This window comes from Candidatus Moranella endobia PCIT (assembly GCF_000219175.1).
Taxonomy (GTDB): Bacteria; Pseudomonadota; Gammaproteobacteria; order Enterobacterales; family Enterobacteriaceae; genus Moranella; species Moranella endobia.
This window is the reverse complement of the sequence record NC_015735.1, coordinates 77,306-91,475: the sequence shown is the minus strand read 5'-3', so window position 1 is coordinate 91,475 and position 14,170 is coordinate 77,306. Positions and strand designations below refer to the sequence as shown.

Sequence of the window (14,170 nt, the reverse complement as noted above, 5' to 3'; positions counted from 1 at the left end):
TTATTTAAGTGTCGCATGACCAATTTCTAACATGATCTTTTTAGAAAACAATGAAAGAAATATGATATAAAGTAATGTAACAGTTACAGGGGAGGATGTTTGTTGATCAAGTCGGCGCTGTTAGTTATGGAAGATGGAACTGAATTTCATGGTCGTTCCATTGGTGTAGATGGTATAGTGGTTGGGGAAGTAGTTTTTAATACATCAATCACTGGCTATCAAGAAATTCTTACTGATCCTTCATATTCTAACCAAATTGTTACTCTTACTTATCCCCATATTGGCAATGTTGGTACAAATGAAGCCGACAACGAATCATCCCGAGTGCAGGCACGTGCTTTAGTGATCCGTGATTTGCCGCTCATTACTAGTAATTTTCGGGATACTATGTCTTTATCTGCTTATTTAAAGCAGCAAAATATTGTCAGTATTGCTGATATTGATACTCGTAAGCTGACTCGTTATCTACGAGAAAAGGGGACACAACATGGTTGCGTTATTGCGGGTAAGCACCTGGATACGCAACTAGCGCTGCGCAAAGCGCGCGCCTTTCCTGGTCTTAAAGGTATGGACCTGGCGAAAGAAGTTAGTACTACCGAGCAGTATAGCTGGACCCAAGGTAGTTGGACTCTGGACGGTGGATTGCCTTTGCCATCGACTAACTTACCTTATCATGTAGTTGCCTATGACTATGGTATTAAACGCAATATAATGCGCATGCTAGTTGATCGAGGGTGTCATTTAACTGTCGTTCCAGCGCAAACTCCACCTAAAACTGTTCTCATGATGAATCCTGATGGTATTTTTTTGTCCAATGGTCCGGGCGATCCCGAATCATGCGATTACGCGGTTAATGCTATCAAAACTTTTCTTACTACCGAAATTCCAATATTTGGTATTTGCCTAGGCCATCAATTACTCGCTTTGGCAAGCGGTGCTAAGACAGTTAAGCTGCAGTTTGGTCACCACGGTAGTAATCATCCGGTAAAAGATTTGGATACGGACAGAGTAATGATTACCGCCCAGAACCATGGTTTTGCGGTAGAGGAAAAGACACTACCAGTAATGCTCAGGGTAACCCATAAGTCACTTTTTGATGGCACGCTACAGGGTTTACACCGCATAGATAAGCCAGCATTCAGTTTTCAGGGTCATCCCGAAGCTAGTCCTGGACCACAGGATGCCTCGCCATTATTTAACCATTTTATTGATCTCATCAGTTCTTATCGCTTACAGCCTACTATTTGAGATCAGCTCATATATAGACCATCTTCCTTCCTTAATTTGACACATAACGTATCAAGAGTATGAGATGCCAAAACGTATCGATCTAAACAAAATCCTGATCCTGGGCGCCGGCCCAATCATTATCGGCCAGGCGTGCGAATTTGATTATTCTGGTACTCAAGCTTGCAAAGCTCTACGCGAAGAGGGCTATCGCGTAGTGTTAGTTAATTCTAACCCTGCCACTATTATGACCGATCCTGATATAGCTGATGCTACTTATATTGAGCCAATTAATTGGGAAATAGTTCGTAAAATTATTGCAAAAGAGCGGCCAGATGCGTTGTTACCGACTATGGGTGGCCAGACGGCGCTAAACTGTTCGCTCGAACTAGAGAGAACGGGGGTGTTGACCGAGTTTTGTGTAGAAATGATCGGCGCTACTGCTAACGCAATCAATAAAGCGGAAGACCGTCAGCAATTTGCTCAGGCGATGAAAAAAATTGGTCTAGAAACTGCCCGCTCCGGAATTGCCCATACCATGGATGAAGCATTTGCAGTGGCGAAAACTGTTGAATTTCCATGCATTATACGCCCGTCCTTCACTATGGGTGGAACCGGTGGTGGTATTGCCTATAATAGCGAAGAGTTTGAGAAGATTTGCGAGCGTGGTCTGGATCTGTCACCTACCACCGAACTGATAATTGATGAATCGCTTATTGGTTGGAAAGAATATGAATTGGAAGTGATGCGCGATAAAAAAGATAACTGCATTATAGTTTGTTCTATTGAAAATGTTGATCCAATGGGCATACACACCGGAGACTCTATAACTGTAGCGCCAGCGCAAACCCTGAGTGATAAAGAATACCAAATTATGCGTAATGCAGCCATGGCGGTATTACGTGAAATTGGTGTCGAAACTGGTGGATCTAACGTTCAATTTGCAGTCAATCCAAACACGGGACGTCTTGTAATTATTGAGATGAACCCTCGTGTTTCTCGCTCCTCAGCACTTGCTTCTAAGGCTACCGGTTTCCCTATCGCCAAAGTGGCAACTAAATTGGCTGTTGGGTATACTCTTGATGAGTTGTTGAATGACATCAACGGTGGCCGCACGCCTGCCTCTTTCGAACCGTCGATTGATTACGTTGTTACTAAAATTCCACGATTCAACTTTGAGAAACTCGCTGGTACCAATGACCGTCTGACTACTCAGATGAAATCTGTGGGCGAAGTCATGGCTATTGGTCGCACCCAGCAAGAGTCGCTACAAAAAGCACTGCGCGGACTGGAAGTAGGCGCTAGCGGTTTCGATCCAGTCGTCAACCGTGATGATCCTGAAGCTTTGATTACTATAAGGCGCGAGCTAAAAGACGCGGGAAGTAGACGCATATGGTATATAGCAGATGCTTTCCGCTTTGGCATGTCTGTCGAGGCGGTATTTAACTTGACTCATATCGACCGTTGGTTCCTAGTGCAAATTGAGGAGTTGGTCATATTTGAAAACGATTTGGTAGAGCGTGGTGTTACTGCCCTTAGCGCCGATTATCTTAGTAAGTTAAAAAGTAAAGGCTTTTCCGATGCGCGGTTAGCAACTTTAGTTGGTATTTCAGAAGCTGACATTCGTAAATTGCGCGAAAGCTATAATTTACACCCAGTGTATAAACGTGTCGATACCTGCGCTGCCGAATTCGCTACCGATACTGCCTATATGTACTCAACCTATGAAGCAGAATGTGAATCTAAGCCACATACAGATCGACAAAAAATTATGGTGCTAGGTGGTGGTCCGAACCGAATAGGTCAAGGCATTGAGTTTGACTACTGCTGTGTACACGCTTCATTGGCGTTGCGAGAAAACGGTTACGAAATAATCATGGTAAACTGTAACCCTGAAACAGTGTCAACCGATTACGATACTTCAGATCGTCTTTACTTTGAACCAGTAACGTTAGAAGACGTCCTAGAAATTGTTCGTATCGAAAAGCCCCATGGCATTATTGTACAGTACGGCGGCCAAACACCGCTAAGATTAGCTAGCGCGCTGGAAGCTTTCGGTGTACCAGTAATTGGCACCAGCCCTGATTCTATAGACCAAGCAGAAGACCGGGGGCGTTTCCAGCAGTTGGTCGAGCGGTTGGGGTTAAAACAACCAGCTAATACTACAGTCACAACTATTGAACAAGCATTAGAAGAAGCCGCCAATATCGGTTATCCACTGGTTGTTCGTCCTTCTTACGTTCTTGGCGGCAGAGCAATGGAAATCGTCTACGACGACACGGATCTACTGCGCTACTTCAATAGTGCGATTCAAGTATCTAACAATGCACCGGTATTGCTTGACCGTTTCCTAGATGATGCGGTAGAAGTAGATGTAGACGCAGTTTACGATGGTGAAAACTTGCTCATCGGCGGCATTATGGAACATATTGAGCAGGCTGGTGTGCACTCTGGTGACTCTGCTTGTTCATTACCAGCGTACACGCTAAACCATGAAATTCAAAATGTTATGCGCCAGCAAGTAGAAAAAATTGCTATTGAGCTGCAAGTCAAGGGCTTGATAAATGTTCAGTTCGCGGTGAAAAACCATGAAGTGTACCTAATTGAGGTCAACCCACGCGCCGCGCGCACGATACCATTTTTGTCCAAAGCTACTGGCGTAGCTTTGGCAAAAGTAGCTGCACGGGTTATGGTTGGTAAATCACTCGCAGAACAGGGTGTAACACGTGAAATCATACCACCTTACTACTCCGTGAAAGAGGTGGTACTACCGTTTTATAAATTTCCTGAAGTTGATCCTATCCTAGGGCCAGAAATGCGTTCTACTGGTGAAGTGATGGGAGTTGGCCGTACTTTTTCTGAAGCCTTTGCCAAGGCAATGCTCGGTATTCAGTCTCGCATGGAGCACAGTGGTCGCGCGCTATTATCTGTTCGTGATAATGATAAAGCTCGAGTGGTGGATTTAGCGACTAAGCTTATTAAACACGGCTTTAAGATAGATGCTACCTATGGCACGGCAATGATTCTAGGTGAATCTGGTATCAACTCGCGTTTAGTTAATAAAGTTCATGAAGGACGACCACATATTCAGGATAGAATAAAAAACGGTGAATACAGCTACATTATTAATACAACCTCCGGTCGTCAGGCAATAGAGGATTCGAAACTAATTCGTCGTAGTGCTTTGCAGTATAAAGTGCATTATGATACTACTTTAAATGGTGGATTAGCTACTGTGATGTCTCTGGACGCCGATGCCACTGCGCAAGTTATTTCGTTGCAGGAAATGCATGCACAAATCACTGGCTGAATCAGCTTACCAATAATGTGAAAATGGTATGGTGTGATAGCACCCTTTGTTATTGTTTTTTGCTCTTTTTGATGGAGGTATATTTATCTAATATAATAACTCAAGTCATATAGAGCCGAGATTTATTTATTAATTTTTTGCTTATTATTGTATAATATTTAGAATGATTACCTTGCCATGTAAAATAGTTCTGATTAATTATATTTGACCAGACCATTTTGCTTTACTGATTTATCAACAAGGTACGGGCTAGAAAATACAAAGTTAAGAATATTGCTTATCTAGTCGCACGAGATGAAATTACCTATTCACAAGCTACAAAACTCACGGTTACGGTAGCATTTAAAAAATTATGGATTAGTATCCGCCGCTCGGAACTGAGCACTGCTATAACTTTATAGTGTAATCGCACATCTAATAATCATCATTATAGGACTAGCATGCTTGATCCCCATTTACTGCGTAATGATCTAGACGTAGTCACGGAAAAATTAGCTCGAAGAAAATGCAAACTTGATGTAACTTACGTGCGTAAGCAAGAGGCGCAACGCAAAGTGCTCCAGGTTGAAACTGAACATCTACAAGCTAAACGCAATGCATATTCTAAGGCAATCGGTGCTGCTAAATATCGTGGTGAAGATCTAGAATCACTGCGCCAAGAGAGCAATCAGTTATGTGTTCGTTTGAATACTACTAAAATAGCATTAGAAAGTATAAAGAACGAAATCCTTGAATACGCGCTGTCTTTGCCCAATCTACCCTCCGATGATGTGCCAGATGGCTTTAATGAACATGATAATTTGGAGGTTTCACGCTGGGGTGAACAACAAAAATACGATTTCCCCATTCGCGATCATGTGGAGTTGGGTGAAATGTCTGGCGGGCTAGATTTTGCCGCGGCGGTGAAGTTAACTGGCTCACGTTTTGTAGTAATGCGAGGTAAAATTGCCTGCTTACACCGGGCTTTAACTCAGTTCATGTTGGATCTTCATACTGAACAACACGGCTATATTGAACATTATCTACCTTATCTAGCGAATCAATCTTCATTATACGGAACTGGACAACTACCGAAGTTTGCTGCTGATCTATTTTATGCCCAGCCTTTCAGTGAAGAAGTTGAAACCCATACCTATGCTCTGATTCCAACTGCGGAAGTACCGTTAATTAACTTAAGACGCAATGAGATAATTGAAGAAAATATATTACCGCTGAAAATGACTGCACATACACCGTGTTTCCGCTACGAAGCTGGCTCTTATGGTCGCGATACCCACGGGCTAATTCGCATGCATCAGTTCGACAAAGTAGAAATTGTGCAAGTAGTGAAACCGTCACAATCGATGCAAGCTCTAGAAGAGATAACTGGTCATGCCGAAAAGGTGCTGCAATTGCTGCAGTTACCATACCGTAAAGTCTTGCTGTGTACTGGCGATCTGGGTTTTGCTTCCTGCAAAACTTACGATCTTGAAGTATGGTTGCCCGCACAAAATACCTACCGAGAAATTTCCTCCTGCTCTAATATAGGTGATTTCCAGGCGCGCCGTATGCAGGTGCGTTATCGTAGCAAACATAAAAAAAAACTACAGCTAGTACATACCCTTAACGGATCTGGACTTGCTGTTGGTCGAACTTTGATGGCGGTACTGGAAAACTATCAGTTAGCAGATGGACGTATTAAAATACCGGTTGTTATACAGTCGTATATGAACGGTCTGACTCATATTGGTTAAAAGACTAGTTATTTCTTGATTATTGCTTAATTTGTACATTTACTATATGTTTTACTAAGGATCTTCTGTTAAGAAGATCCTTAGTAAAAACAGTCCATACCATAATAGGCCATCCACAAAACTGTTCCAAAATATTCATTAGTTAAATTAAAGATTAATAAAAAAATTCAACTATCAGCAGACTATCATCTTAGTTTTAGTGGTCAATGAGAACAATATCAGAATCAGTGTCTAGCGCCATCGCACATAGCTGGTAGTGTATTCCTATTATGTTAGGCAGCTGCTACAGCAATACCTATTTGATTAGTAGTTATATCAAACTGTTATGAACTACTATCCTATGCCCTTTGTAAGGGTAATATGGCACTTTGCTACTATGATCTATATCCCATAACAACAGCAAATAGTTTAGTCTCTGTAGGTTAGCAGTTGGGCGTGCATGAATAACTGTATAAGCGCGTTGAGGATCAATTTTTACCGATGAAACTACTGCTACCGGATATCCTTCCAGGAAGTAACCATCTAAACCAGAAGTTACTAGCATATCGCCAACGCGAATATCGATATTATATGGTAAATACTCTATTTTTAACTCTTCTGCACAGCCATGGCCAGTAATTATTACGCGAATACCGTTACGTAGAACTTGTATTGGCAGTGCGTGAGATGCATCGCATATCAACAATACACGACTAGTAAACTTACTTACGTAGATTACCTGTCCCACCACACCTTTGTTATTGATAACTGGTTGGCTGATATAAATGCCATTATCAATACCCTTGTCGATTACTAACTGATTACTATAAGGATCAGTACTGGCAGTAATTACTTTGGTAATCATCTTGTGTTCTTGGGCCAGGGCGAACCTCAGTAGTTCGTTCAGCCAAGCATTTTCCTGTTGATACTGACCTAGTAGTAATAGTTCACTATTTTTAAATAGCAACTCATGACGTAGTGCACGGTTTTCTAGCTTCATTTGGGTGCGGTTCGCTAGTGTCTGTAAAACATTATCCAGCATCTGACGCGAATTTTTTGCCAACAAAAAGAAGGGACTGACAACTGTATCCGTACGGATTTTAACTAACAGCCTACTATCGGCAATGATGGCAACAATAGCTATCATCAATGTCAGCAAAAATCTCGGTTGCAGAGAAGCACCTCTGCTGAAAATAGACTTCATACACTATACGTTTTATTAACAAAACTATATCCCGCCGGCAAAGCCTATATTTGCTCGGACTATTATTCTATGTTTAGATACATATTATTTATTCTTCACTAAATAAATCACCGCCGTGCATATCGATCATCTCCAGCGCCTTACCACCGCCGCGAGCGACACAGGTTAGAGGATCTTCTGCTGCAACCACGGGAATGCCAGTTTCTTCCTTCAGAAGTTGCTCAAGATTACGCAACAGTGCACCCCCGCCTGTAAGGACCATACCGCGCTCTGAAATATCAGATGCGAGCTCCGGAGGGCATTGTTCCAGCGCTACCATCACAGCACTAACAATACCAGTTAACGGTTCCTGTAGTGCTTCTAGTATTTCATTTGAGTTCAAATTGAAGCTGCGCGGCACACCTTCTGCCATATTACGGCCGCGTACCTCAATATTGCGCACTTCATTGTCGTCTGGATAGGCAGATCCAATCATGTGTTTAATACGCTCAGCTGTGGCTTCGCCAATAAGAGAGCCGTAATTTCGGCGTACATAGCTAATGATAGCTTCATCAAAGCGATCGCCGCCAATACGCACGGAAGAAGAGTACACGACACCATTAAGTGAGATGACTGCAACCTCAGTAGTACCGCCACCAATATCTACTACCATCGATCCAGTTGCTTCGGAGACCGGCATGCCGGCACCAATTGCCGCGGCCATCGGTTCTTCGATCAAAAGTACTTTACGAGCGCCAGCGCCTTGGGCTGATTCGCGAATTGCACGGCGTTCTACTTGAGTGGCTCCTACTGGCACACACACTAATACGCGTGGGCTGGGTCGCATGAAGCTATTACTGTGAACCTGTTTGATAAAATGCTGCAGCATTTTTTCAGTAACAAAGAAGTCGGCTATAACACCATCTTTCATTGGACGGATAGCCGCAATATTACCAGGCGTCCGTCCTAGCATTTGTTTTGCTTCATGGCCAACTGCCGCAACTCTTTTGGGAGAACCAGCACGATCTTGACGAATAGCTACGACTGAAGGTTCATTCAGTATAATACCCTGTCCTTTAACATAAATAAGAGTATTGGCCGTACCAAGGTCAATTGATAAATCATTGGAAAAAATACCACGAATTTTTTTAAACATAATTAAAGTATAATCCTGTCTTAAACGAACCAATTATATTTACCTAAAGTATCAAACACTAGAAATAGTAACCTTGACATATTCGTACATCATGTTAAAATACTACTAATGTAGTAGACGTCTAAGACATAGGTAGTCTTAATAAAACTTTTTAAGTAAAGTTCTAAATACAATCTATGTAAACAAAATTTTTATCTTTCATCAACCATCAACTTTAATTGGTAGAGGACAGGTTAACCACTTGTCTTTAACCTAGTTCGACTGGTATATTTAGTTAGGTAGGGTTAAAACGGCAAACAGAAATAAAATATGCTGCGTATTAGCTAGCATATTAACCGTGGAGTACTATTCGCTTAACGTTATCTGACTTCGTCCCCAGTAGCCAATCAATTCCACCTACAGTTATTTTAGATACCTACTTAAAGTACTCAACGTAAAATTTATCTACTGCTAGTTAAAAATAAGTGTAAGAATAATATTTATAGTCTGCTTTAATAGTCTTTGTTCGTTACATTAGTAAAATTAGACGAACGATTGCTAGTTTACACATTTATTATGTTTTTTTAGATTAGTTTTTTTACCATTAACATTGTTAATGTTAAATAATAAGCTTCAAATTGTCATTTGACATGGGTAACATAAAATGTCTCTAACTACAGTTATTAACATTCATTCTTGGGCTGTTATCATATTCTTTCTGAGTACGTTTGGATTATGTACGGTTATGCTCATTTTAGGTTCTCTGCTAGGTGGACGTGCCCAGGCAAGAACAAAAAACATACCATTTGAATCTGGGATTGATCCTTTTGGAACCGCAAGATTGCTTTTTCCCGCCAAATTCTACTTAGTAGCGATGTTTTTTGTTATTTTTGACGTTGAAGCACTATATTTATATACCTGGTCCATTGCGGTACGTGAAGTAGGCTGGATTGGTTTTATTGAGGCAACAATCTTTATTGTTATTCTTTTGTCTGGTTTATTTTACTTGATTGGTATTGGTGCACTTGATTGGACGCCGGAACGATCTAGGTTGTTGCGCCTAGGGCGTTCAGTATGTCCAATTGGCAATTCACAATCTTTTTATCAGTCATAGCGAGGTTGTAAAATGGATTACACCCTCACCCGCGCTGAGCCAGAAGGCAACCATGAACGATATCCTTTGCAAAAGGAGAAAATTGTGGCAGATCCGCTGGAACAACATGTTCAAAGTAGTGTTTATTTAAGCAAGTTGAAGAGTGTGCTGCACAATGCTGTGAACTGGGGACGCAGTAATTCGCTTTGGCCCTATAATTTTGGTTTATCTTGTTGCTATGTTGAAATGACTACTGCTTTTACCGCTGTGCATGACGTTGCTCGCTTTGGAGCTGAAGTTATACGTGCCTCACCGCGGCAGGCAGATTTCATGGTAGTAGCTGGAACGCCTTTTACGAAGATGGTTCCCATCATCCAGCGTTTGTACGACCAGATGCTGGAACCCAAATGGGTTATTTCCATGGGAGCTTGTGCCAATTCCGGTGGTATGTACGATATTTATTCCGTAGTACAGGGAGTAGATAAATTTCTACCAGTAGATGTATATATTCCAGGATGTCCGCCACGCCCTGAGGCATATATTCAAGCGCTACTGCTACTTAAAGATTCTATCAGCAAAGAACGTCGTCCGTTATCCTGGGTGGTTGGTGATCAGGGCATATACCGTGCAAATATAGATTCGGAACGTCAACGTAAGTATGGTGAGCGTATCAATGTTACCCATCTACGTAATCCAGAAGAAATCTAATTTGCGGATACGTATGTTAGCTTTAGCTACTACTAGATAAATTAAATATAACAGTAATTATGATAGCATCGATAAGGCATAATTCAGACTACCAAATACCGGATCATAAAGATGATCCAGTATTTGGCGAGTTGCATAAACATTTCGGTTCTGGTTTGATCAGTATGCAACCTACTCGTACCGGTATTCCAGTAGTTTGGGTTAAGCGTGAGCAAATCATTTGTATAATGCTTTTGTTGAAAACATTACCGCAACCATATGTTATGCTATATGACTTGCATGGGGTAGACGAGCGCCTGCGTACCCACAGGAATGGCTTACCAGCAGCAGATTTTACTATTTTTTATCATTTGATTTCTATTGAACGTAATAGCGATATTATGTTAAAGGTAGCGCTAATGGAAAAAGATTTGCGTCTACCAACCTGCACCAATATTTTCCCTAATGCTAACTGGTATGAGCGCGAAACCTGGGACATGTTTGGCGTAACATTTGAAGGCCATCCGCACCTAACACGCATCATAATGCCGAAAAACTGGACTGGACATCCACTTCGTAAAGATTACCCGGCACGCGCTACTGAATTTGATCCCTTTATTCTCACTAAGCAACAAGCAGATTTGGAGATGGAAGGGCTAATTTTCAAGCCTGAAGATTGGGGCATGAAGCGCAGCAATGGTAACGAGGAATGTATGTTCCTCAATTTTGGGCCAAATCACCCTTCATCCCACGGCGCCTTCCGCATCATTTTGCAGCTTAACGGCGAAGAAATTGTTGATTGTGTGCCAGATATTGGTTATCACCACCGCGGTGCCGAAAAGATGGGTGAGCGACAATCCTGGCATAGCTATATTCCCTATACTGACCGTGTCGAATATCTAGGTGGTTGCGTCAATGAAATGCCGTACGTACTTGCAGTAGAAAAGTTAGCTGGTATCGTAGTACCAGAACGCGTTAACGTAATACGGGTGATGCTATCTGAGCTATTCCGCATCAATAGCCATCTTCTGTATATTAGTACCTATATTCAGGACATAGGTGGTATGACGCCAGTATTTCTGATGTTTACAGATCGTCAAAAAATTTATGATGTCGTCGAGGCGATTACTGGTTTTCGTATGCATCCAGCCTGGTTTCGTATCGGTGGTGTAGCGCAAGATCTGCCGCGTGGTTGGGAAGTTCTGCTGCGTGAATGTCTTGACTGGCTGCCAAAACGTTTGGATAACTATGTCAAAGTAGCTTTGAGGAACAGTGTTCTACGTGCTCGTACAGAGGGCGTTGCCGCCTACGGCGCAAAAGAAGCGTTAGAATGGGCGGTTACTGGCGCGGCGCTACGCGCGACTGGTATCAATTTCGACGTGCGAAAATGGCGCCCTTATTCCGGTTATGAACATTTTGACTTCGAAGTACCAATTGGCAATGGCATAAGCGACTGCTACAGTCGTGTTATGCTGAAGTTGGAAGAGATACGCCAAAGTCTACGTATTCTTGAACAGTGTCTGAACAATATGCCGATGGGGCCATTCAAGGCAGACCATCCGCTAACAACTCCGCCACCAAAGGAGCGCACGTTGCAACACATAGAAACTTTGATTACGCACTTTCTCCAGGTTTCCTGGGGACCAGTGATGCCAGCTAATGAATCATTTCAAATGATTGAAGCCACCAAGGGCATCAATAGTTATTATTTAACCAGTGATGGTAACACGATGAGTTACCGGACACGCATTCGTACCCCTAGTTTTCCTCATTTACAACAGATTCCCTCGGTAATACGCGGTAGTCTATTGTCTGATTTGATCGCATATCTAGGCAGTATTGATTTTGTGATGTCTGATGTGGACCGATAAAGATTATGCAACAACATATTCCAAAGCATGCGGCAGTAGAGCTAGACATCTCAACCGAAATATTCGAGCTTAGTAGCGATGAGCAAGAAGCAATTGAGCATGAAAAGCAAAATTACGAAGATGCGCGCGCCGCTTCGATAGAAGCGCTTAAAATTGTTCAGAAAAATCGCGGCTGGGTACCAGATGGGGCGATATTTGCCATTGCCAAATTGCTAGGCATTTCCGGCAGTGATGTTGAAGATGTAGCAACTTTCTATAGTCAGATTTTCCGTCAGCCGGTCGGCCGCCACGTTATCCGGTATTGCGATAGTGTCGTCTGCTATATTAATGGTTATCAGGCAATTCAAGCTGCTCTTGAGCAGTTATTGAATATTAAGCCTGGTCAGACAACTTCTGACGGTAAGTTCACACTGCTGCCAATCTGTTGTTTAGGTAATTGCGACAAGGGTCCAACTATGCTTGTGAATGAAGATACCCACGTACATCTGACGCCGGAATGTCTTGGCTCTCTGCTTGAGCAATATCGATGAACAAACCTATTGTTAACTTAGCAGAAACACACCCGTTAACCTGGCGGCTTCGTGATGATCAGCAGCCGGTGTGGTTAGAAGAATATCAAAGTAAAAATGGTTATTTTGGTGCGCGCAAGGCACTGAGTAGTCTTGCGCAGGACAATATCATAAAAATTGTGAAAGATTCAGGCTTGAAAGGACGCGGCGGTGCTGGTTTTCCCACTGGTTTGAAGTGGAGCCTAATGCCACAAGATCCAGCCATTAACATTCGTTATTTGCTGTGCAATGCTGATGAAATGGAACCTGGTACTTATAAAGACCGTCTACTCATGGAACAGTTGCCTCACCTGTTAGTAGAGGGTATGTTGATAGCCTCCTTTGCTCTCAGAACATACCGTGGCTATATTTTTCTGCGCGGTGAGTATATTGCAGCAGCCGTGCATTTGCGTCGCGCGATTGCCGAGGCAACAGATGCAGGCTTGTTAGGCAAAAATATTCTGGGTAGCGGTTTTGATTTAGAACTACTCATCCACACTGGTGCTGGTCGCTATATCTGCGGCGAAGAAACAGCGCTCATTAATTCGCTGGAAGGACGGCGTGCTAATCCACGCTCCAAACCACCATTTCCCACTAGCGCCGGTGCTTGGGGCAAACCAACCTGTATTAATAACGTCGAAACCTTATGTAATTTGCCCGCAATTTTAGAGCATGGAGTTGACTGGTATCAAGGTCTTTCCTCCAGTAATAGCATCGACTCTGGTACTAAGTTGATGGGTTTCTCTGGACGAGTAAAAAATCCTGGCGTCTGGGAGCTGCCATTTGGCATTACCGCGCGCGAGCTCCTAGAGGATTACGCCGGTGGCATGCACAATGGATTGACCTTGAAAGCATGGCAGCCAGGTGGTGCCGGAACCGACTTTCTTCCACCGGATTATTTGGATCTACCGATGGACTTTGAGCACATCTTAAAGGCTGGTAGTAGGCTCGGTACCGCGTTGGCAATAGCTGTGGACAATAAAATAAACATGGTTTCATTAACACGCAATCTTGAAGAGTTTTTCGCTCGTGAATCTTGCGGTTGGTGTACGCCATGCCGAAATGGACTGCCTTGGATTGTCCAACTGCTACGTGCTCTAGAAAACGGTCACGGTCAGCCGGGCGATATTGAAACTATTGATCAGCTATGCCGCTTCCTTGGTCCTGGCAAAGTTTTTTGCGCCCATGCTACTGGAGCAGTTGAGCCGCTGCAAAGCGCGCTTAAATATTTTCGCGCCGAATTTGAAGCTGGCATCAGAACCGATTTATTTAATAATGTCCGCGCCATCGCTGGCGTTCAGCCTAATCTATTACAATTGCGTTGGTAAATCGGGCAGATCTAGCAAGATAGAGCAAGTGCTTTGCTGCCCCCTCTTAGCACATTTTTAATTAACGCCCACTTTG

Annotated in this window: 10 protein-coding genes; 8 read left to right on the top strand and 2 right to left on the bottom strand. The window is 42.8% G+C overall.

Annotation, left to right across the window (positions count from 1 at the left end; translation table 11 throughout):
* The first annotated feature begins 102 nt into the window (after window positions 1–102).
* From carA to serS, 3 genes are all read left to right on the top strand, one after another.
* Window positions 103–1,248 carry a glutamine-hydrolyzing carbamoyl-phosphate synthase small subunit gene (carA, locus tag MEPCIT_RS00400; RefSeq protein WP_101674152.1) on the top strand — a complete coding sequence of 382 codons (1,146 nt, stop codon included), beginning with the start codon at window positions 103–105 and terminating at the stop codon, window positions 1,246–1,248.
* Window positions 1,249–1,312: 64 nt separating this feature from the next.
* Entirely contained in the window at window positions 1,313–4,537 is a 3,225-nt protein-coding gene (gene carB, locus MEPCIT_RS00395) for a carbamoyl-phosphate synthase large subunit (protein WP_013975490.1), read from the top strand.
* Between the two features lie 440 nt (window positions 4,538–4,977).
* Window positions 4,978–6,270: a serine--tRNA ligase gene (serS, locus tag MEPCIT_RS00390; protein ID WP_013975489.1), complete on the top strand. Its 1,293-nt coding sequence runs from the start codon at window positions 4,978–4,980 to the stop codon at window positions 6,268–6,270.
* 310 nt (window positions 6,271–6,580) lie between these two features.
* On the opposite strand, the gene mreC is transcribed toward serS, so the two are convergent.
* Together mreC and MEPCIT_RS00380 are read right to left on the bottom strand one after the other, a co-directional pair.
* Window positions 6,581–7,453, bottom strand: coding sequence for a rod shape-determining protein MreC (gene mreC / locus MEPCIT_RS00385; protein ID WP_041186151.1), 873 nt, complete (start codon window positions 7,451–7,453; stop codon window positions 6,581–6,583).
* Between the two features lie 88 nt (window positions 7,454–7,541).
* On the bottom strand, window positions 7,542–8,588 hold the full coding sequence (locus MEPCIT_RS00380) for a rod shape-determining protein (protein ID WP_013975487.1): 1,047 nt from the start codon (window positions 8,586–8,588) through the stop codon (window positions 7,542–7,544).
* A gap of 643 nt (window positions 8,589–9,231) precedes the next feature.
* On the opposite strand from MEPCIT_RS00380, the gene ndhC reads away from it, so the two are divergent.
* Genes ndhC through nuoF form a run of 5 tightly spaced genes read left to right on the top strand, consistent with a single transcriptional unit; the run spans window position 9,232 to window position 14,094 of the window.
* Window positions 9,232–9,681 (top strand): NADH-quinone oxidoreductase subunit A, encoded by a 450-nt coding sequence (gene ndhC / locus MEPCIT_RS00375; RefSeq protein ID WP_015580541.1) that lies wholly within the window; start codon window positions 9,232–9,234, stop codon window positions 9,679–9,681.
* A gap of 12 nt (window positions 9,682–9,693) precedes the next feature.
* Entirely contained in the window at window positions 9,694–10,368 is a 675-nt protein-coding gene (locus MEPCIT_RS00370; RefSeq protein WP_013975485.1) for a NuoB/complex I 20 kDa subunit family protein, read from the top strand.
* A gap of 59 nt (window positions 10,369–10,427) precedes the next feature.
* Window positions 10,428–12,218: an NADH-quinone oxidoreductase subunit C/D gene (nuoC, locus tag MEPCIT_RS00365; RefSeq protein WP_013975484.1), complete on the top strand. Its 1,791-nt coding sequence runs from the start codon at window positions 10,428–10,430 to the stop codon at window positions 12,216–12,218.
* Window positions 12,219–12,223: 5 nt separating this feature from the next.
* The gene (nuoE, locus tag MEPCIT_RS00360; RefSeq protein ID WP_013975483.1) at window positions 12,224–12,748 is read left to right on the top strand and encodes an NADH-quinone oxidoreductase subunit NuoE; all 525 of its coding nucleotides are present in this window, start codon (window positions 12,224–12,226) and stop codon (window positions 12,746–12,748) included.
* The gene (gene nuoF, locus MEPCIT_RS00355; protein ID WP_013975482.1) at window positions 12,745–14,094 is read left to right on the top strand and encodes an NADH-quinone oxidoreductase subunit NuoF; all 1,350 of its coding nucleotides are present in this window, start codon (window positions 12,745–12,747) and stop codon (window positions 14,092–14,094) included. Before nuoE ends, nuoF begins: the two co-directional genes overlap by 4 nt.
* The last annotated feature ends 76 nt before the right edge of the window (window positions 14,095–14,170 follow it).

What these genes read in the sequence shown, in the direction of transcription:
- MEPCIT_RS00370 (WP_013975485.1), top strand. Translation starts at nt 9,694, where the DNA reads ATGGATTACACCCTCACCCGCGCTGAGCCAGAAGGCAACCATGAACGA.
- serS (WP_013975489.1), top strand. Translation starts at nt 4,978, where the DNA reads ATGCTTGATCCCCATTTACTGCGTAATGATCTAGACGTAGTCACGGAA.
- carB (WP_013975490.1), top strand. Translation starts at nt 1,313, where the DNA reads ATGCCAAAACGTATCGATCTAAACAAAATCCTGATCCTGGGCGCCGGC.
- nuoC (WP_013975484.1), top strand. Translation starts at nt 10,428, where the DNA reads ATGATAGCATCGATAAGGCATAATTCAGACTACCAAATACCGGATCAT.
- ndhC (WP_015580541.1), top strand. Translation starts at nt 9,232, where the DNA reads ATGTCTCTAACTACAGTTATTAACATTCATTCTTGGGCTGTTATCATA.
- nuoE (WP_013975483.1), top strand. Translation starts at nt 12,224, where the DNA reads ATGCAACAACATATTCCAAAGCATGCGGCAGTAGAGCTAGACATCTCA.
- nuoF (WP_013975482.1), top strand. Translation starts at nt 12,745, where the DNA reads ATGAACAAACCTATTGTTAACTTAGCAGAAACACACCCGTTAACCTGG.
- MEPCIT_RS00380 (WP_013975487.1), bottom strand. Translation starts at nt 8,588, where the DNA reads ATGTTTAAAAAAATTCGTGGTATTTTTTCCAATGATTTATCAATTGAC.
- mreC (WP_041186151.1), bottom strand. Translation starts at nt 7,453, where the DNA reads ATGAAGTCTATTTTCAGCAGAGGTGCTTCTCTGCAACCGAGATTTTTG.